This is a genomic window from Aneurinibacillus terranovensis DSM 18919, from assembly GCF_000430625.1.
In the GTDB taxonomy this organism is placed as follows: Bacteria; Bacillota; Bacilli; order Aneurinibacillales; family Aneurinibacillaceae; genus Aneurinibacillus_B; species Aneurinibacillus_B terranovensis.
The window spans coordinates 12046-29358 of record NZ_AUMJ01000017.1; the positions used below are offsets into that span (position 1 = coordinate 12046).

Here is a 17313-nt window from a genome sequence, read left to right on the forward strand (position 1 = left end):
TCTTGTATAAAATTTAGCGGTTCTGGTAACGAATTGGGTCCACCGCCCCGGCCTCTTCGAATCCTTTTAAACGGAGGCGGCAGCTGTCGCATATGCCGCAGGCCTCTTCTCCGCCCTGGTAGCAGGAAGTGCTGAGTTCGTACGGCACCCCAAGCTTGAGACCCCATTCAATGGTTTCCTTTTTTGATAACCGCTGCAAAGGCGCTTCGATTCGAAGATCCGTTCCCGTCGTCCCCGCTTTCGTCGCCAGGCGAATCGTATCGCTCATGGAACGGATAAATTCAGGCCGGCAATCCGGGTACCCGCTGTAATCAACCGCACTGACCCCGATATAAATCACTTCAGCTCCTACTACCTCCGCATACGCGGTAGCAAGAGAGAGAAAAATCAGGTTGCGCGCCGGTACATACGTAGCCGGAATTTCATCAGTTTTCGGAATTTCATCAGTCGGAACCGCAATCGATTCATCGGTCAGTGCGCTACCGCCAATTTCTTTTAAAAACCCAAGGTTTACAATGCGGTGGTCAGGCACCTGATAGTATGCGGCAATTTTTTTGGCCTGTTCCACTTCACGGTTGTGGCGCTGCCCGTAATTAAAGGTCAGCGAGTACAGCTCGTATCCCGCTTCCCGGGCTATTCCCATGCATGTGGTACTGTCAAGGCCTCCGCTGAGAACGACGACTGCTTTTTTACTCATTATTCGTACACTCTCCTCTTCTTCTTTATACGCCCCGCATTTGCGGATCCCAGATGATTTTGTGGATCTGCATGTTAAGCCGCGCCCGCCCGTTCTGCGGCCGTGCCGAAAGTATCAATTTCACTAAATCAGCCGGAGGCATCGTTTCCCATACCGGGCTAAAGAGTGCCGTTGCGCGGGTCGGATATTGTTCAAGGACCCGGAGCGCCTCAGTAAAATCCAGTTCATTGGCGACAACAAACTTCACTTCGTCCTGTTCCTCCAGAAGTTCGAAGTTCGGCAGATGCATTTTCTCCGTTTCACCGCTCGCGGGCAGTTTGTAGTCCATAACAAAACGGGCTTTACGCCCTACCTGTTCATCCTGCCGGCGCAGCGCAATAAACGGTTCGAGGGGGATGGCGCCATTCGTCTCAATATGGATATCCCATACGTAATCCAGCTGTGCCAGATAGTACAAAAGCGCCGCCGATTTCTCGCCGTGCATCAGCGGTTCTCCACCGGTCAGACAGATGACACCATGCTTAAACACTGCCGCACGCTGAACAATCTCTTCTATACTTACCGTAAAAGCCGGCTTCTCAGGTGCGTAACTGTATGTTGTGTCACACCAGGTACACCGCAGATTGCAGTTAAATACGCGGACGAAGGTCGTCGGGTAACCCGCCATTCTCCCTTCCCCTTCGACCGTTTCAAATACTTCGACCATCGGAATGCGAAGTTTGAGAGCCTCCCGCATAACTGCCTTCATATCATCCACTCTCTTTTTAACGTCGCATAGCTCGTCGGTGTTTCATATAAAACAAGTTCTTCGAGGCGGGTACCCTTCTCGATAAACCCCATTTCATTTAAACGGTGATCCATCTCCTCCCATATCCAAACGATCATATTTTCAGCCGTCGTATTCATAGGCGGCAGCACTTCGTTCAAATACCGGTGATCCAGCTTCGCTTTAATGGTATCTTCGTAAATTTTCTTCATCTCGGAAAAATCAATACAAATTCCGATTTCATTGACAAAGCCGCTTACCGTCATGACCAGCTTATACGTATGCCCGTGCAGGCTTTTACATTTCCCTTCGTAAAGATGCAGATGATGGGCCGCGTCAAATGTGAATTCCTTTGTCAACGCGACACGGCGATGATGATAGCGCAACTCTTCCGGACGAATATTCGTGTGAAGGCGCTGAATTTTCTCCGGAATCATATAGTCGGACATGTTCTCCCCTCCATTCAAAGCTTATGGAAGATATTGAAATGTGTACGTAAAAATAAAAAATCCCCTACACCAGGGGATGAAAAAACAATGGATCCGGTGGTGTTTTTTACGTTGGTTTACCCACATAACAACGTCTAACTCCGTAATTATACACGGTCTTCCTTTATAAATTCAAGCATCTTCTGATGAATGCCGGGATTTGCCGCCAGGATGCTCGTTTTCTCCGTGAACGGAATGCTCGTTCCATCCATGCGTGTAACGATTCCACCGGCCTCTTCAATAAGCAATTTCCCCGCCGCATAATCCCACGAATTAAGGGACATGCTGACGTAACCATCAAGCCGTCCTGCAGCCACATACGCCAGTTCCAGCGCGGCTACGCCAAGGACTCGCATTCCCCTTGAACATTGGGCGAGTTCCTGTATTTTTTCGGCCAGGCCGCAATCGATGGCTTTTTTGTTCCAAAAAATACTGCTCGCCAGTAAAGACTCTTCCATATGAAGATGGTGCGGGGGTTTAAGGCGCACATCATTAAGATAGGCGCCCCCGTCTTTCTCCGCATAAAACATTTCATCACGCGTCGGATCATATACAACCGCAGCCTGACAAATTCCCTGATAGAAGAAGGCAATAGATATGCAATAATTCAATTTTTGATGAACAAAGTTTGTGGTGCCGTCGATGGGGTCAATCACCCAAACCGCATCATACCCAGTAACGTCTCTGGCAAACAAACCTTCTTCCCCCAGAATCCCGTGTCCGGGATACACGTTTAGAATGCTGTCCATAATATATTTTTCAACGGCGCGGTCTACGGAAGTAACCAGATCGGCAGCCGACGACTTATACATTACCTCAAGTGGTTTTTCCAGCATCCGTTGGATTAAAGCGCCCGCCTCCCGCGCACACCGCTTCGCAAAGCTTCCCCACTCTTTTTTTTCGCTTATTTGCACTATTCTCGCCTCGCACTATGGTTTCATTACTTCTATCATAAACAAATTATCTGAAAAAAACTACACCATCCGCATACTGGAACCGCTTCGCCAAGCCGCACGCAGGCGATAGCCCTCATTTCACATACCAGAAACAAAACCATCTGCCTGTAACCAAACAGATTCACTATGCAGATTTGCTGCACTTGGGGCTGATTGAGTAGCATGGTACTTGTCATGTTAGACAAAAGCGATATTAAAGTTTATCTTCCCCGTTTTTTTTTGCTATAGTAAAGAAAAAAACCGGGGGAGATACCAATGGGATTTGATTGGCACAGCGCATGCCGCGACCAGTGGAACAAAATGTCGGAAAACTGGCAGGCAAACAGTACGGAAATGTGGGAGGAAGGGAGCAGGAAAGATGTTATCCCTGTATTTACACGCTACCTAACACCCGAGGAAGGGCCTATCCTGGACACGGGATGCGGGGACGGTTACGGAAGCGCTCTACTTGCCGGACTTGGCTATGAAGTAGTCGGGGTCGATCTGGCCGAACGTATGATTGAAAAAGCAAAAGAACGGGAGAACACGAAGCTGCATCTGTCCTTTTTACAGGGTGATATTATGAATCTCCCTTTTGCCGAACATAGCTTTCAGGGCATTATGGCCATTAATGTGGTGGAATGGACGGCTTCCCCGCATAAGACGATCCTGAAATTGAAAAAATATATAAAACCAGGCGGCATATTAGCTTTAGGAATTCTCGGCCCGACCGCTGCGCCGCGCCAGCACAGCTATAACCGGCTGTACGATAAAGAAGTCGTTTGCAACACGATGATGCCGTGGGAATGCGGCCGGCTGCTTACCGAGAACGGTTTTGAAATCATCCACCAGCAGGGTGTGTACAAACGCGGGGTCACGGATGATATGATTGGCCGACTCTCTCTTGAATTATGCCAATCACTAAGTTTTCTCTGGATGTTCTACGCAAAATCAATGCAGTAAAAAATGGAGGAAAGTATATGTTGCTTTAACACTGTAAAGCAACATATACTTTCTTTAACGGATAAAAAAACCAACCCGCAGCCCAAGCAAATCCTTGCCTGGCAAGCGGGTTGGTTTTTTATTCGTGCGACTCCCCCGGATAGAATTTTTCATCGATTTCCCACGATTCTACCATTTGATGGGCGACATGCGGGTCATATCCTTTTCCATATAAGTAGCTCATAGCTGCAACTTCTCTCAGTGCATGGGCGAGTGAAGTAAACTTGGCTTCGTTTAAACCATAACGAACGTAGGGGGCGATTGCTCTTAAGGTTTCGCGTTTTAAATGATGGAACTCATAGGGCGGGCCTGCATAGTGGAAGTGATGAGAATGATGATACATCTCGTAATATGGATGACTGTACATTTGATTACTCCCTTTCCAGTATTTTTTGTGAGTACTTACAACCACCTACAGACTATGCCCCCTATGCAGGAAAGTGCGCCCAAGTTCATCTGTCTCTTTACGCTGTGTTTGCTTTTTAATGGTACCCCTTGGCATTGTCCGGTGTGATTTTTTCACGAAAGATTCGATAAAGCCAAAGTTGATATCCGATGACAATCGGCACCAAAACGATAGCAACATAAAGCATTACTGTGAGATTTAGCTGACTCCCGGCAGCTTCAAACAAACTAATGCTCGCCATGGGATCCAGCCTGGACGGAAGCATATTCGGAAAGAGACCGATGAAACCGGTCGCCATCAGCAAGGCGATGGAAAGGGAGACAGAGCCAAACGCTAAGCCCGGACGACTTTTCCGCATAAATAGTTTGCTTGTCAGCAGGGTGAGAATACAAAGAGCGGGAACCGCCCAGAGAACAGGCTCATTTACAAAATTCATGAACAACGGTGTTAAATTGTTCGTACCGATAAAGAAAAGAGCGGCAATTAAGATGGAGACCAGCCAGAGTCTTCCTGCCAGTGTAAAGGCCCTTCGCTGGATCTCCCCTTCTGTTTTGACACTGATCCAGAGGGAAGCAGAGAGCATAAACAGTGAAATAAATGTTAACCCGCCGAGAATTCCGTACGGATGAAGCAAACTGACCAGGGTGCCATGGTAGCCCTGTGAATCAAATTTTAGCCCGTAAAAAAGATTGGCAAAGGCAACCCCGAATAGAAGAGCAACCGCTAAACTGCCCGCAAAAAACATACGTCGCCAGAACGAACGCCACTTTACCCCTTCATGTTTATGCATAAATTCAAGCCCGGTAGCCCGCAGGAATAAACCAAACAAAATAAGCATGAGCGGTGTATACAAGTAACTGAACATATTGGCATAGGTAAGCGGAAAAGCGGCAAATGTCGCCCCTCCTGCTGTAATAAGCCATACTTCATTCCCGCCCCAGAACGGGCCAATCGCCTCCTGCAGCTGCTTTTCTTCTTTCTCCTCTTTAGCCAGAAACGGAAATAGCATTCCGGTTCCAAGTCCATATGCATCCAGCACGAAATATACCGTCCAAATAACCCCCCACAGCCCGAACCAGATGACTGCTAATGTATCGTGTGACATGCTAATCAGCCCCTTCGCTATACCGCATATTTATTATCTTTGATTTCAGCAGGTGTATGGATAGTTGGACCCTGCAGCGCATTTTTCCTCAATAGCCATACATCGGCAATGATAAGAATGGTGTAAAACAGGACAAGACCTGCAAGTGAAAAAATAATTTGCGAAACGGAAATAGGTGAAACGGCTTGCTCCGTCTTCATCAATCCGTAAACGATCCACGGTTGGCGTCCTGCCTCCGCCACCATCCACCCTAGGTTAATCGCCAGATATGGCAGAATGATGCTGTATTGAACAACCTTCAAATACCTGGTCGAATTCAGCAGCTTGTTTTTACGCATTTTATAAAAACCGTACCAGGCCAGGAACAAAAATAACACGCCAAGCGCAACCATCGCACGGAAACTGTAAAACACCAGATTTACATTCGGGCGTTCATTGGCGGGGATATCTTTGAGTCCCTTTACCGTACCGTTCCAGTTGTTTGTATAAAAGTAACTTCCCAAATGTGGGATAGACAGCGCTTCGATATTGCGCTCATGTTTCACATCCGGAATCTGAATGATGTTAAACGGCGTGCCTGCTTTTGTTTCCCATACCGCTTCCATAGCTGCCGCTTTAGCCGGCTGAACGCTTGCTGTATATGTTCCGTGTTCATGCCCAATGAAAGGGGTCAGTGTAGCGGCCACTAACGCCATTCCAAGCCCGATGCGGAACGACTTCTCAAAGAATTCCACATTTCTCTTACGGAGTAAATGGTAAGCACTAATCCCCATAACGAAGAAAGCCCCGCAAATATAGCTGGCAAATATCGTATGAAAAAACATATGCCATACATAGCTGTTGGAAATAAGCTCACCAAAGCTTTTAAGTTCCGCGCGACCGTTTCGGATGATATAGCCGGTTGGATGCTGCATAAATCCGTTAGCGGTCAGAATCCAGAGCGCAGAAATATTGGTACCCAACGCCACCATCCAAATCGCAAACGCCCGCATTTTTGCAGAAATTTTATCCCGGCCAAATAACCACAAACCCATAAAGGTAGACTCAAGAAAGAAAGCAACAAGTGCTTCGATCGCCAGCGGAGACCCAAAGATATCACCCATATATTTTGCATACTCTGACCAATTGGTACCGAATTGAAACTCCATCGTAATCCCGGTCACAACTCCCATTACAAAATTAATAGAAAAAAGTTTGCCCCAATAATCACTCATTTGACGATAAACCATTTTATTTGTTCTTGCGTATTGCGTTTCCATAAACGCAACGAGAATAACAAGACCAATCGTAAGCGGCACAAACAAAAAGTGATAAAATACAGTAACCGCGAACTGAATCCGGCTAAGAAACACTACGGTCGACATGCCTTAAAACCTTCTTTCCGCACAAATTTTTATCCAAAATCATCCTTTCACCGATAGTATAGTACTCTTAAAAAGACCGACCTATGAGGTGTTTCCCCTATTTATCTATTTTTTATAGGAGAATTTGAATAATTTATGGCAAAACTTTTTCAGTCATGTGAACAACGTATAAAACACAACAATATTGTTTTGTGAAATGTTCGGGGAGGTGACAATGAAGAGAAATTATTGGCAGACGTACGTGAAGTAAAAATGGATTCCGCAACTAACCTTTCAGAAAAGTGTCCAATTTTATAGCGACACTTTTCCTGGCGTATAGTAAAGTATAACTTTCCAATACGCTTTAGAGCCAATAAGGCTATCGCCTGCGCCTTTGGCCTGGCTTAGCCTAAGTTTTCTTTAGAAAGGAAAATCGGTATGGTATGGCAGCGGCCCCTTGTAGCCATTATTCTGGGAATTAGCCTACTGGCAGGAATGGCAGGTTGTTCATCTTCTCAGCTTCCCGCGTCAGGTTTGACCATGTCACAGGCCAATCAGGCAGAAATGGCCGCGTGGGTAAAACAACAGACGCAGTTGAAAAACAAATCGATTCGCACGTGGTCTGAAATAGCTTCCAACTCCAAATTATCCTTAGCTGACCGAAAAGTGGCCGGCTTTGCCGTAAACGCTCTTTCCCAGGATTTAAGCACCTTGACAGGCAAAGCAGCCGACAGACAATCGATGCTCAACAGCCTTTTGAATAAAGACAGCAGAACATCGAAAAAAACGTTTGGAAGCCGGGATCTCTCTCTCCCTTCGCTTTCCGCTGTGAAAATAGAAGAAAAAAGCCAGCTGGATGACGGCAAAACGATGTATCGTTTAACAGGCACCGTTTTTACGTCCGTGCCGAATAAACTGTATTCTGTTACGATTACTTTGCGCACCGGCAGAAGTGGAAAAATTGAACAGGTTCAGATGGAATCGTGAATCGACCGTGTTAGGGCAAAAAGGACGACGTGTCCTAAAATTCGGGCGAGACACATCGAATGTTTTCTTTTAACTGCTATCACCGGGTCTTGAAGAGGAGGAGCAACATAAAAAGCGAAAAAATTTTTATCAGTTTAATAGCTCAACTTTCGCAGAGCGATAAGCTATGCAGATCCTTATTATATAAGGCTTTACCACAAGGAGAGGTGCTTGTCTCTATCTTTTCTATGTTGGAAATTTACTGGGAGCGAATTTGCTCATTTATAGATAACAATTAAAATTGGCTAGGTCCGGTAAGTGTTCTTCCGAAAGCCTAGCCAATAGCGTATGTTCGTGATTCATGTTTTTTACTTGAAACCTCGCTTTTCGATGGAGTTGAAAAATTGAATTAGTTTACGTTCATTCTCCTTCGCTTGCTCTGTTGGCTGCTTGCGTGCTTACACAGAGGTTAAAAATGATGCAAACAAAAAATCCCCTTGATTTATAAGGGGTTTTCTCGCATGTTTCAACACACTATACCCATCGCAGCCCTTTCGGATAGTGATTCTTCAACTGCCCATCCACGAGCTTTGCCCAACCGAGGGGATAGCCATCGACCGTGACAAGGGTCCAGCCGCGTTCTGTACTCGACACCATAAGGCTCTCTCCGCGCAAATACCGGAATATTTCTTCGCTCTCTGCCGAAAAATCGACGCTTCGTCTCCATTCTCCTGGTTTAAGGGACACGGCAAGTGCGTGCGACGGCTCAAAGCGGCCCTTTTTCACTGTTCCAAGGTGCCAGCCCGCGCGTGCAATTTTTAGCTGATGGATTGGTGGTAAAGAAGATGGAAGAATATACAATCGATCGCCGAATAGCGTAAAATTGCCTTTCGGGATAAAATGTAAAGTGTCCTTACAAAATGATTCGAACTGTTTCCGTACCTCCGGCGGAAGCGGCTTCTCTTTTGCAGGAGCAGTCACCTGGACGGCTTCGTTCCCAGTCTCACCGGTTTTGCGGAGACGCGCGATAAAGTGGCCTTCACCTGTTAGGCGGTGCGGCCATAAACGTGCGGTTTCATTTAAATGTAACGCTGATTCTTCATTCCCTCCCCACGCGGGCACACCCGGGGTAAAGAGGGGGGCAAGCGGAATCGACTCGAGCTGGAATTCCGGATGCCGGCTGAGAAAGGCAGCGATTTGCTGTTCGTTTTCCGACGGGGCAAACGTACAGGTAGAATAAACGAGAACACCGCCCTGTTTCAGCATGGCGGCTGCGTCTTCCAGAATGTCTTTTTGCATCACTGCGCAGTGCGCAACTTTCTCTTCCGACCAGTCATCGATCGCTTCCGGCAGCTTGCGGAACATTCCTTCCCCCGAGCAGGGGGCATCCACGACGATTTTGTCAAAGTGCTGCGGGAAGCGGGGTGAAAGCTTCTCCGGCGCTTCATTTGTAATAAGGATATTCCGCGCACCCCACCTTTCAAGGTTTTCCGACAGGATTTTTGCCCGGGCAGGGTGAATTTCATTAGAGACAAGCAGCCCCGAATCTCCGAGGTATCCGGAGATTTGTGTGGATTTTCCACCGGGTGCGGCACATAAATCGAGGATACGGTCACCGGGTTCCGGCCCAAGTACCTCTACCACCGCCATTGCGCTTGGTTCCTGAATATAGTAAAGACCCGCCGCATGGTATGGGTGCTTGCCAGGCCGATCTTCCGGCTGGTAGTAATACCCGGTTTTGCACCATGGGACAGGTATCAGGTGAAAAGGAACCGATTCTGCAAAATTTTTTCCCGCAACTTTTTGTGGATTGAACCGTAAACCTTGTACGGATTTATTTTCATAGCTGGCCAGGAAAGCCGTAAAATCCTCCGGTTCCAGCATTTCTTTCATTCGATTGATAAATGGATCAGGTAATTGCATCTCGTTCATTCCTTTTTCGCAAATAAGAAATCCTGAAAATCATCTTACCAAAAAAATAAAAAACAAGCACCTCTTACAGGAAAAAGGGCGAAGAAAGTCGAATAAACAAAAGGGGAAGAAGATGGAGAAGGTGATGAAGTGAATACTCTTTCTCGCGTGGAAAAATACCAGCGGCGCAACCGCAAGCGAAAAGGCGGACGCATTTTTTTTCGCATTGTGCTGGCTGTTTTTTATATCGCTGTTTTTTATTTTCTCGTCAATTATGTTAGGGTTCCGTCCGAATATGCGATACGAGTGGGACTCGAAGTAGGGTTGTTTTTTTTAAGCATCATTTTTTTGGATTTATACCTTCAGGCATTTACCGTCATTTCAACCAAGCCTGTGCATAAATTCGAGGGAAAGCATCTACGGGCCAATCCGGTGTTGATTACCTGCTGGGTTCTTTCGCTATGTTATCACCTGGGGCTGGGGCTTTTAAGTTCCATGTGGATCCAAAAAATATTTTATTACGCGGGGCTGCTCTTTACACTGGCTGTTTTACTCATTACGCTGGCGCACTTTCTCTCCTATTTTGCTTATGTGAAAATGGAACGCAAGTGGGCGGTTGAGGAGATATATGCGAGCGACCAGCGCAATGCGTACGAAATGATTCGGGACAGCCAGTCGATGTATTACTGGATCCAGGATGTGATGAAACATAACGAAGAGGTGCGGCAGATGATGCTGTGGAACAAATTTGACCGTACGATGGAAGAGCATATGTATGATCTGCAGCCGTATTTTCAACGCACCATTTTTACAAATAAGGATTTGGAACGCATTTCGGCCATTCGTGTATGGCTTGAGAATATGCGGCGGGTTATCGAGGAACATCCGAATTATCAGCCTGCGAAACTGCGGACGAGCGAAGAACTACCGCTGAGAAAAAGGGGGAAAAGTTGATGAAAATACTGGATTTTCGTAGTGACACACTAACAAAACCGACTGAGGAAATGAGAAAAGTCATGTATGAGGCGGAAGTAGGGGACGATGTGTACGGAGAAGATCCGACCGTCCGCCGTCTGGAAGAGCGTGCCGCAGAACTTCTCGGGCATGAAGATGCACTGTTTGCGACAAGTGGAACCCAGGGAAATCAACTGGCTATTTTGTCTCACTGCCGTCCAGGTGATGAGACTATTGTAGAAGCGGATGCCCATATTTTTCTTTATGAAGGCGGGGCACCGGCCGCGCTGGGTGGGATTCAGCTTCGGCCTGTAGAAGGAAAAAACGGACGCCTTTCCACGCTATCGGTAAGGAGGGCTGTCCGGGATGCGAGTGATATTCACCAACCTCGCACCCGTCTGATCTGTGTGGAGAACACCCACAACAAGGCAGGCGGCCGCGTGATCCCGGTGGAAAGCTTGCGTGAGCTGTATGCTTTCTCCCGTGAGAACGGGATTCGTGTTCATATGGATGGAGCCCGCTTATTTAACGCAGTGGTCGCTTCAGGAACTTCCGCCAAGGAATTCGGGCAGTGTGTTGACTCTGCTCAAATATGCCTGTCAAAAGGATTAAGCGCGCCAATTGGATCGGTTCTCACCGGTTCGAAGGAGTTTATCGCGGAAGCAAGAAGATGGCGGAAACGTTTGGGCGGAGGTATGAGACAGGCCGGCGTGATTGCCGCACCGGGTTTATACGCGCTTGACCATATGGTTGAGAGGTTAGCCGAAGACCATGAGCATGCGAAGATGCTCGCAGAGTATTTAAATGAAATTCCCGGCCTTCACGTAGACGTTGAGGGCGTAGAAACGAATATCATCCTGTGCGATATCACAGACAGCGGAATGACAAATGAACAGTTCCAGCAAAAGCTGGCCGATTATCACATTCAAGCTTCTAATTTTGGCGAAGGCATTATTCGTTTTGTGACGCACCGCCATATTACCCGTGAGGATGTGGAAGAGGTGTACGGACGCCTTTTACAGTTGGTGCAGGAAGGTGCCCCGACATTACATTAAAATGAAACAACTAGAGCCCTCCTCATTACGAGGGATGCTCTAGTTGTTTAACTCTTCTGTGTTAAAATAACTTGCTTTTTTTTCCTATTTAATTAGCTTTCTCCCAAATAACACCACGAAGTTAAAATATTTATAGACGCAATCGACATCTGAAAAGCCAAAATTGTTGAGCCCGTTTATTTGTTCCTCTAGGGTCGACATCTTATCCAGTTTCGTCCGTTCATAAGCCGACACAATTTCATCTCTCGATAAAGCGGCAAAGCGAATTTGCTCATTTATAGTTGTTATAATGAAAATGAGTTTTCCGATCTTCCCAGTAAGAAGAGCGATTTTAGAAAAAGAGGTTTGGGAAAAGCCATATTATCTAGCAGTAGCCGTTCCACGAGAAGGAACGGCTTTGGGCTTTCGCGTATATTATTTAGCGATTTTATAGTTTAACAGAGTGCCTATTAGATCTGCCGGACTCGATCCATTTTGCCCAATCTTCACGACCGTTATCAAAGGCTCCTCCATCTCTTTGTTACGGTAAATCGATCAACATGAAGCGGGCATTTGCACTAGCTGTCAGTTTTAGTTCAGGTGTGTCCGTAATTCGGGCTGAATCACGTTTGTTTAGTACGGAATCCCCGTTAACAGTAAGCCCGCCTTCAATGACAAACAAGAAGATACGTCGGCCTTCCTCCTGATTGAATACAATCTCTTTACCCTTCTCCAAATCGGATAAATAGATGGTTAAATCCTGATGGATATGAGCAATATCCGGACCAGAAAATTGTTTGGATACAATCGGCAGGAGTGCATTGTGCATTTTTTCAACCTTGAAGTTTGTTTGCTCATAGGATGGGGTCAACCCTTGCTGTTCTGGCAGGAACCAAAGCTGTAAGAAGTTCACTTCTTCTTCATTTGAAGGATTCACCTCAGAATGAACGACCCCTGTACCGGCTGACATTCTTTGAACACCGCCAAATATGGTTGTCGCCGTGCCTCCTGAACTGTCGGTATGTTTTAAATAGCCTTTTAACACAATCGATACGATCTCCATCTCCCGGTGCGGATGCGCGCCAAATCCATTAGCCGGGGCAACAAAATCGTCATTTAATACGCGAAGCGGACCAAAACTCATGTTATTCGGATCATAATAATCAGCAAACGAAAAACTATGTGAAGTCTTTAACCATCCATGGTCAGATGTAAATCGTGATGCGGCAGGGTAAATGGTTATCATTTTAACTCTCCATTCATTTATTTAAATTTATTCCTTCATGTCTTTTGCATAAAAACCCAGTTTCTTTAGTAAAGTAATCAAGGTTTGCTTTTCTTCTGAATCCAGTCCTTGAAATATCTCCTGGATTGCTTTTTCGTGCTTGGGAAAAATTCGTGCCATGAGTTCTTTTCCCTTTTCTGTAATTACAGCATATGTGACCCGTCTGTCTGTTGGACAGGGCTTTCGTTGCAAAAGTTGTTTTGCTTCTAATTTGTCTACAACATACGTAATGCTGCCGCTTGCCAGCAGCACTTTCTTGCCAATATGCTGAATCGGCTGGTCCCCTTTGTGATACAGCAATTCAAGCACAGCAAATTCAGTCGGATTTAATCCATGGCTTCTAATGTCTTCTGTTACACGATCAACTACAGCACGATTTGCCCGTGATAGTACAATAAATAATTTTAAAGAGAGATCAGTCTCATTCATGTCGTTTTCTTCACTCATCCTGCATCAAATCCTTTAATTAATATATCTCGAATTGGAGATAATTATAGGACGTAAGAATCCATCCTGTCAACAAAAGTACGGTACTTTGTCGTTCCCATTTTATTGTAGCAAATGGAATGTATTTGTATGCAGACTCAAGGCGGGTTGACAAAACCAACCATCAGCCATATAATTACCTTGAATTCGAGATTTTTTAATTAAGGATTAATGTAGTGAAAATACTTAAAACGAATAATGGGAAGGAAGATTATCATGGCAAAAGATTTTTATACGGCTATAGAAAACAGACGCACGTTTTACGGAATCAGTAAAGAAGCCGTCATTTCAGATGAAAGAATCCAGGAAGTAGTTAATCATGCTGTAAAGCATACGCCATCCTCATTCAATTCTCAAAGTGCACGGGTTGTTGTTTTACTGGGAGAACAGCACGATAAATTATGGGATATTACTAAAGAAACATTACGGAGAATCGTTCCTACAAATGAATTTGCTCCAACTGAGCAAAAAATGGATGCCTTCCGAAGTGGATATGGAACTGTTTTATTCTTTGAGGATGAAAATGTCGTCAAATCATTCCAAGAGCAGTTTGCGCTCTACAAAGATAACTTTCCAATCTGGTCGCAGCAGTCTTCCGGTATGCTTCAATATGTCGTTTGGACATCACTGGAAATAGAAGGATTCGGTGCGTCCTTGCAGCACTATAATCCGCTGATTGATGATGAGGTAAAAAAAGAGTGGAATATTCCAAGTGAGTGGAAGCTAATTGCTCAAATGCCATTTGGCAAGCCGACTGCTCCTGCAAGCGAAAAGGCTTTTCAACCGTTAGAAGAACGCGTGAAGGTGTTTAAATAAATAACAAGAGGCTGTTCCAAAAGGGACGTCCGATATTATCAAATCCCCAAAAAAGGACTCTTATTCACTGTAAAAGTGATAGGAGTCCTTTAATTTTGGGGGCAATTTTAAGGTTAAAAGTGGGGTTGAAAATTTTAGAACATGACTTTTGAGACAGCCCCTGCCTTTACATACAACACAATAAAGCGTTGATGTCGTACTAGACTCTGCCGGACTCAATCCATTTTGCCCAATCTTCACGGCCGTTATCAAAGGCTCTTTTGGCAGCAGTACGCCAATCGTATGGAACTGAAATATGTTCGATCATCCATTGCTCTGATTTTTTCGATAACACTGCATAATTAGCATAAAGAGAACCCGATTCCATTCCATGAGGATACGGATAATCGTCAGTGTATGCGGGTAAACCTACGCTTCCGGGATTTATTATGATTTGACCGGTTGGCAGATAAACCGTCCTCGGGATATGGGTATGGGCGCATAAAATAATAGACTCTCTCCTATCAATGTTCGTAATTTCCCTTCTCTCCATATCTTCAAAAACAGCATCTATGCCCACGAATTTCCGTGTACATCTGCAATAATTGCCAGGGTATGAATTCTGAAACCCGCTTACGTCGGTTTACCCAAAGATTGAAAGTTATTTTTCGGTTGAATAGAAATCTATTGACCTATATACCCATATGGGTATATATTGTTAATTAGAAATATTCTGATTTGCTATTTGATTACTAAAGACAAAAAGGGGGAGCAGATATGTTTGTAGTTAATGGAAAAGGGAACCTCATCCATTTGCTAGCGGGTATTTTTATTCTGGCTAGTTTAACATTAGCAGTATTTGTATCTTTATACTGGCTGCTATTTACGGCTTTTGTTGGTTTTAATTTGATTATTTCATCATTTACCGGATTCTGTTTATTGGAAAAAATCTTAGTCCGTATGGGGGTGAATCATAAATCAATTTCGTGTCAGATTTATCGAAAATAGAGTTCATTTTGTTCTCTTTACAAGTCAAATAGTTAATCGCTTTTGGAAAGAAAAGGAGGAAAATGCATTGGCGAAGGTTGTAATTTTAGGTGCGGGTTTTTCCGGTCAAACCGCAGCTCTTTACTTACGTAAAGAGCTGGGGCGGGAACACGATGTAATTGTTGTAAACCCATGGCCCAGATTCACCTATATTCCCTCATTAGTATGGGTAGGCATCGGCCGCATGGATCCGGATCAGACGATGTTTTATTTGGAACCCATATATAAAAGAAAAGGAATTCACTTTGTTCAAGCATGGGCGAGAGAAATCCATCCAGATGAACAATATGTTCTTATAGAAAATAAAGATGGGAAAAAAGAGAAAATTGAATATGATTATTTGATTAACGCGACAGGCCCCCATTTAAACTTTGCCGGTACGGAAGGTCTGGGACCTGATCATGAAACCACGCAGTCCATATGTAACATTCACCATGCCAAGCTGGCACGGGACGCATATTTAGAAACAGTTCATCGCATGGAAAAGGGAGATACGGTTACTATTTTAGTAGGAACGGGCCATGGAACGTCTACGTGTCAGGGTGCGGCCTTAGAGTACATTAGCAACATTCATGCCGATCTGGTGAGACGTAAACTACGTCACCGGGCTAAAATTATGTGGATTTCAAATGAACCAAAATTAGGAGACTTGGGTGTAGGTGGCGTATTCGCAAAAAAATACGGATATGTCATGAGTTCTGAATCCTTTCTTAAATCTCTGTTTTCTGAGCAGGAAATTTATTATCAAGTGCAAAGTGCCGTCCAAAAGGTAGACAAAAAATGTGTCTACTGGGAAAACTACGAAGGGGAACAAGGCGAGATCCAATATGATTTTTCTATGTTAATCCCGCAATTTCAAGGTACAAAGATAAACTATATAGATAAAGACAATAATGACATTACAGGCAAAATGACAAATCCAGGCGGATTTATGCTGGTTGACGGCGGGTACGGAAAGAAATGGGAAGATGTAAGAGCAAGCGACTGGCCAGCCACTTATCAATCACCCTTTTACAAAAACATCTTTGCCGCAGGGATTGCTTTTGCAACACCAGGTTCAATTTCCAAACCATTTATCAACAAAAACGGTACGAACATTACAGCTACGGCTCCGCGAACCGGCATGGCTTCCGGAATTATCGGACGTGTGGTTGCACACAACATCATTGATATGATCCGCGGCAACGAACCTTCCCATAAGGAAGCAATGACGGAAATGCCAGGTGCTTGTATCGCATCTATCGGAAAATCTGTATGGAATGGATCAGCAGCCTCAATCATATTGTATCCGGTTGCACCGGATTACGAGCGCTACCCCGACTACGGAAGAGATCTAAAAGCAAATTACCTGGATATCGGTCTTTCTGGTGCCTGGATCAAACGCTTGCTTCATACTGCCTTCATCTACAAAATGCAGGGAAATCCAGGTTGGAGTATGATTCCCGAATAGGAGGTTAAACCCATGAAGCTGTTGAAAGAAATGAAACCGACAAGAGGAACACTTTTTTGGCGTAAATGCAAAATACTACAAATAATCAAGTTCATATATCTTAATATTCGGATTTTAAAAATTGCACTTTTTCCTCCAAAACATACCGAAACTCATAGCAGCCAAAAGGCCGAACATAATCGTTCGTTATCAAATTCAAATTGACCATTATGGAAGCGATTACTGTTACACCCGTTCAAAGGGAAAATACTGCTTAGTTTGGTAACGTACATAAATAAAACCAGCATCATAAATGAACAAATAAAAAGGAGATCGCTCTATATGATATGAGCTGACTCCTTTTTAAACTATTACAACCAAAAGTATTATTCATTTCATTGTCTTGCTGTTTTGAAGCGAGGCTTACTTTTCCAGAATCATTATTGTGCTGATTCACCCCCTCCGCCAAAGCACTTGAAGAAAAGGCTAACATGCTGGCTAAGGCTATACACCAAACAAAACACTTTTTTTCATAATTCATCTACCTTTCAAAAAATAACAGCCTTACTGCTATAGTGGCTCTAAATTGTAGTGAAGCCTTGATGAAAATATGGATAAAAAAAGAATAACTCCTAACAAACACGGTGTTGATTATGCTTGTTAG

At 44.7% G+C, this 17313-nt stretch carries 20 protein-coding genes; 8 read left to right on the forward strand and 12 right to left on the reverse strand.

Features of this window, described 5'->3' with window-relative positions:
• Positions 1–13: 13 nt before the first annotated feature.
• The 4 genes from queC to H525_RS0103800 all read right to left on the reverse strand — a co-directional run bounded on the left by queC (position 14) and on the right by H525_RS0103800 (position 2865).
• Entirely contained in the window at positions 14–697 is a 684-nt protein-coding gene (gene queC, locus H525_RS0103785; RefSeq protein WP_027415095.1) for a 7-cyano-7-deazaguanine synthase QueC, read from the reverse strand.
• 25 nt (positions 698–722) lie between these two features.
• Complete coding sequence (locus tag H525_RS0103790) at positions 723–1445, reverse strand: 7-carboxy-7-deazaguanine synthase QueE (RefSeq protein WP_027415096.1); 723 nt, start codon at positions 1443–1445, stop codon at positions 723–725.
• The gene (gene queD, locus H525_RS0103795) at positions 1442–1912 is read right to left on the reverse strand and encodes a 6-carboxytetrahydropterin synthase QueD (protein ID WP_027415097.1); all 471 of its coding nucleotides are present in this window, start codon (positions 1910–1912) and stop codon (positions 1442–1444) included. The genes H525_RS0103790 and queD overlap by 4 nt, the downstream gene beginning before the upstream one ends.
• A 146-nt stretch (positions 1913–2058) precedes the next feature.
• The gene (locus tag H525_RS0103800) at positions 2059–2865 is read right to left on the reverse strand and encodes an inositol monophosphatase family protein (protein WP_051330783.1); all 807 of its coding nucleotides are present in this window, start codon (positions 2863–2865) and stop codon (positions 2059–2061) included.
• 297 nt (positions 2866–3162) lie between these two features.
• Here H525_RS0103800 and H525_RS0103805 point away from each other — a divergent pair, with 297 nt between their 5' ends.
• Positions 3163–3849 (forward strand): class I SAM-dependent methyltransferase, encoded by a 687-nt coding sequence (locus tag H525_RS0103805; protein ID WP_035099870.1) that lies wholly within the window; start codon positions 3163–3165, stop codon positions 3847–3849.
• Positions 3850–3967: 118 nt separating this feature from the next.
• Here H525_RS0103805 and H525_RS22710 read toward each other — a convergent pair whose 3' ends face one another.
• From H525_RS22710 to H525_RS0103820, 3 genes are all read right to left on the reverse strand, one after another.
• On the reverse strand, positions 3968–4255 hold the full coding sequence (locus H525_RS22710; RefSeq protein ID WP_425387645.1) for a hypothetical protein: 288 nt from the start codon (positions 4253–4255) through the stop codon (positions 3968–3970).
• Positions 4256–4370: 115 nt separating this feature from the next.
• On the reverse strand, positions 4371–5399 hold the full coding sequence (gene cydB, locus H525_RS0103815) for a cytochrome d ubiquinol oxidase subunit II (RefSeq protein ID WP_027415100.1): 1029 nt from the start codon (positions 5397–5399) through the stop codon (positions 4371–4373).
• Positions 5400–5416: 17 nt separating this feature from the next.
• Positions 5417–6763: a cytochrome ubiquinol oxidase subunit I gene (locus H525_RS0103820; protein ID WP_027415101.1), complete on the reverse strand. Its 1347-nt coding sequence runs from the start codon at positions 6761–6763 to the stop codon at positions 5417–5419.
• A 417-nt stretch (positions 6764–7180) separates the two neighbouring features.
• On the opposite strand from H525_RS0103820, the gene H525_RS0103825 reads away from it, so the two are divergent.
• Positions 7181–7729 carry a hypothetical protein gene (locus H525_RS0103825; RefSeq protein WP_027415102.1) on the forward strand — a complete coding sequence of 183 codons (549 nt, stop codon included), beginning with the start codon at positions 7181–7183 and terminating at the stop codon, positions 7727–7729.
• Positions 7730–8242: 513 nt separating this feature from the next.
• On the opposite strand, the gene H525_RS0103830 is transcribed toward H525_RS0103825, so the two are convergent.
• On the reverse strand, positions 8243–9631 hold the full coding sequence (locus H525_RS0103830; protein ID WP_027415103.1) for an RsmF rRNA methyltransferase first C-terminal domain-containing protein: 1389 nt from the start codon (positions 9629–9631) through the stop codon (positions 8243–8245).
• Between the two features lie 138 nt (positions 9632–9769).
• Here H525_RS0103830 and H525_RS0103835 point away from each other — a divergent pair, with 138 nt between their 5' ends.
• The gene (locus H525_RS0103835) at positions 9770–10573 is read left to right on the forward strand and encodes a hypothetical protein (protein ID WP_027415104.1); all 804 of its coding nucleotides are present in this window, start codon (positions 9770–9772) and stop codon (positions 10571–10573) included.
• Complete coding sequence (gene ltaE / locus H525_RS0103840) at positions 10573–11628, forward strand: low-specificity L-threonine aldolase (protein WP_342664266.1); 1056 nt, start codon at positions 10573–10575, stop codon at positions 11626–11628. Before H525_RS0103835 ends, ltaE begins: the two co-directional genes overlap by 1 nt.
• 520 nt (positions 11629–12148) lie before the next feature.
• Here ltaE and H525_RS0103845 read toward each other — a convergent pair.
• The gene (locus H525_RS0103845) at positions 12149–12853 is read right to left on the reverse strand and encodes a pirin family protein (RefSeq protein ID WP_027415106.1); all 705 of its coding nucleotides are present in this window, start codon (positions 12851–12853) and stop codon (positions 12149–12151) included.
• 27 nt (positions 12854–12880) lie between these two features.
• Positions 12881–13339: a MarR family winged helix-turn-helix transcriptional regulator gene (locus H525_RS0103850; RefSeq protein ID WP_027415107.1), complete on the reverse strand. Its 459-nt coding sequence runs from the start codon at positions 13337–13339 to the stop codon at positions 12881–12883.
• 255 nt (positions 13340–13594) lie between these two features.
• On the opposite strand from H525_RS0103850, the gene H525_RS0103855 reads away from it, so the two are divergent.
• Entirely contained in the window at positions 13595–14194 is a 600-nt protein-coding gene (locus H525_RS0103855) for a nitroreductase family protein (protein WP_027415108.1), read from the forward strand.
• Between the two features lie 199 nt (positions 14195–14393).
• Here the strand turns inward: H525_RS0103855 and H525_RS22715 are convergent, their stop codons facing one another.
• The gene (locus H525_RS22715) at positions 14394–14726 is read right to left on the reverse strand and encodes a metallophosphoesterase family protein (RefSeq protein WP_155837120.1); all 333 of its coding nucleotides are present in this window, start codon (positions 14724–14726) and stop codon (positions 14394–14396) included.
• A 224-nt stretch (positions 14727–14950) separates the two neighbouring features.
• Here H525_RS22715 and H525_RS0103865 point away from each other — a divergent pair, with 224 nt between their 5' ends.
• From H525_RS0103865 to H525_RS22720, 3 genes are all read left to right on the forward strand, one after another.
• Positions 14951–15181, forward strand: coding sequence for a YgaP family membrane protein (locus H525_RS0103865; protein ID WP_027415109.1), 231 nt, complete (start codon positions 14951–14953; stop codon positions 15179–15181).
• A 67-nt stretch (positions 15182–15248) separates the two neighbouring features.
• Positions 15249–16670, forward strand: a complete 1422-nt coding sequence (locus H525_RS0103870) for an NAD(P)/FAD-dependent oxidoreductase (RefSeq protein ID WP_027415110.1) — start codon at positions 15249–15251, stop codon at positions 16668–16670.
• A gap of 12 nt (positions 16671–16682) precedes the next feature.
• A complete protein-coding gene (locus H525_RS22720; protein WP_035099874.1) occupies positions 16683–16874 on the forward strand; it encodes a hypothetical protein in 192 nt (63 codons plus the stop codon).
• 82 nt (positions 16875–16956) lie between these two features.
• Here H525_RS22720 and H525_RS29290 read toward each other — a convergent pair whose 3' ends face one another.
• Positions 16957–17190 (reverse strand): hypothetical protein, encoded by a 234-nt coding sequence (locus H525_RS29290; RefSeq protein ID WP_155837123.1) that lies wholly within the window; start codon positions 17188–17190, stop codon positions 16957–16959.
• Positions 17191–17313: the final 123 nt, after the last annotated feature.

What these genes read in the sequence shown, in the direction of transcription:
- H525_RS22715 (WP_155837120.1), bottom strand. Translation starts at nt 14,726, where the DNA reads ATGGAGAGAAGGGAAATTACGAACATTGATAGGAGAGAGTCTATTATT.
- H525_RS0103850 (WP_027415107.1), bottom strand. Translation starts at nt 13,339, where the DNA reads ATGAGTGAAGAAAACGACATGAATGAGACTGATCTCTCTTTAAAATTA.
- H525_RS0103805 (WP_035099870.1), top strand. Translation starts at nt 3,163, where the DNA reads ATGGGATTTGATTGGCACAGCGCATGCCGCGACCAGTGGAACAAAATG.
- ltaE (WP_342664266.1), top strand. Translation starts at nt 10,573, where the DNA reads ATGAAAATACTGGATTTTCGTAGTGACACACTAACAAAACCGACTGAG.
- H525_RS0103865 (WP_027415109.1), top strand. Translation starts at nt 14,951, where the DNA reads ATGTTTGTAGTTAATGGAAAAGGGAACCTCATCCATTTGCTAGCGGGT.
- H525_RS0103855 (WP_027415108.1), top strand. Translation starts at nt 13,595, where the DNA reads ATGGCAAAAGATTTTTATACGGCTATAGAAAACAGACGCACGTTTTAC.
- H525_RS0103830 (WP_027415103.1), bottom strand. Translation starts at nt 9,631, where the DNA reads ATGCAATTACCTGATCCATTTATCAATCGAATGAAAGAAATGCTGGAA.
- H525_RS0103845 (WP_027415106.1), bottom strand. Translation starts at nt 12,853, where the DNA reads ATGATAACCATTTACCCTGCCGCATCACGATTTACATCTGACCATGGA.
- H525_RS0103820 (WP_027415101.1), bottom strand. Translation starts at nt 6,763, where the DNA reads ATGTCGACCGTAGTGTTTCTTAGCCGGATTCAGTTCGCGGTTACTGTA.
- queD (WP_027415097.1), bottom strand. Translation starts at nt 1,912, where the DNA reads ATGTCCGACTATATGATTCCGGAGAAAATTCAGCGCCTTCACACGAAT.
- H525_RS29290 (WP_155837123.1), bottom strand. Translation starts at nt 17,190, where the DNA reads ATGAATTATGAAAAAAAGTGTTTTGTTTGGTGTATAGCCTTAGCCAGC.
- H525_RS22720 (WP_035099874.1), top strand. Translation starts at nt 16,683, where the DNA reads ATGAAGCTGTTGAAAGAAATGAAACCGACAAGAGGAACACTTTTTTGG.
- H525_RS0103825 (WP_027415102.1), top strand. Translation starts at nt 7,181, where the DNA reads ATGGTATGGCAGCGGCCCCTTGTAGCCATTATTCTGGGAATTAGCCTA.
- H525_RS22710 (WP_425387645.1), bottom strand. Translation starts at nt 4,255, where the DNA reads ATGTACAGTCATCCATATTACGAGATGTATCATCATTCTCATCACTTC.
- H525_RS0103790 (WP_027415096.1), bottom strand. Translation starts at nt 1,445, where the DNA reads ATGAAGGCAGTTATGCGGGAGGCTCTCAAACTTCGCATTCCGATGGTC.
- queC (WP_027415095.1), bottom strand. Translation starts at nt 697, where the DNA reads ATGAGTAAAAAAGCAGTCGTCGTTCTCAGCGGAGGCCTTGACAGTACC.
- cydB (WP_027415100.1), bottom strand. Translation starts at nt 5,399, where the DNA reads ATGTCACACGATACATTAGCAGTCATCTGGTTCGGGCTGTGGGGGGTT.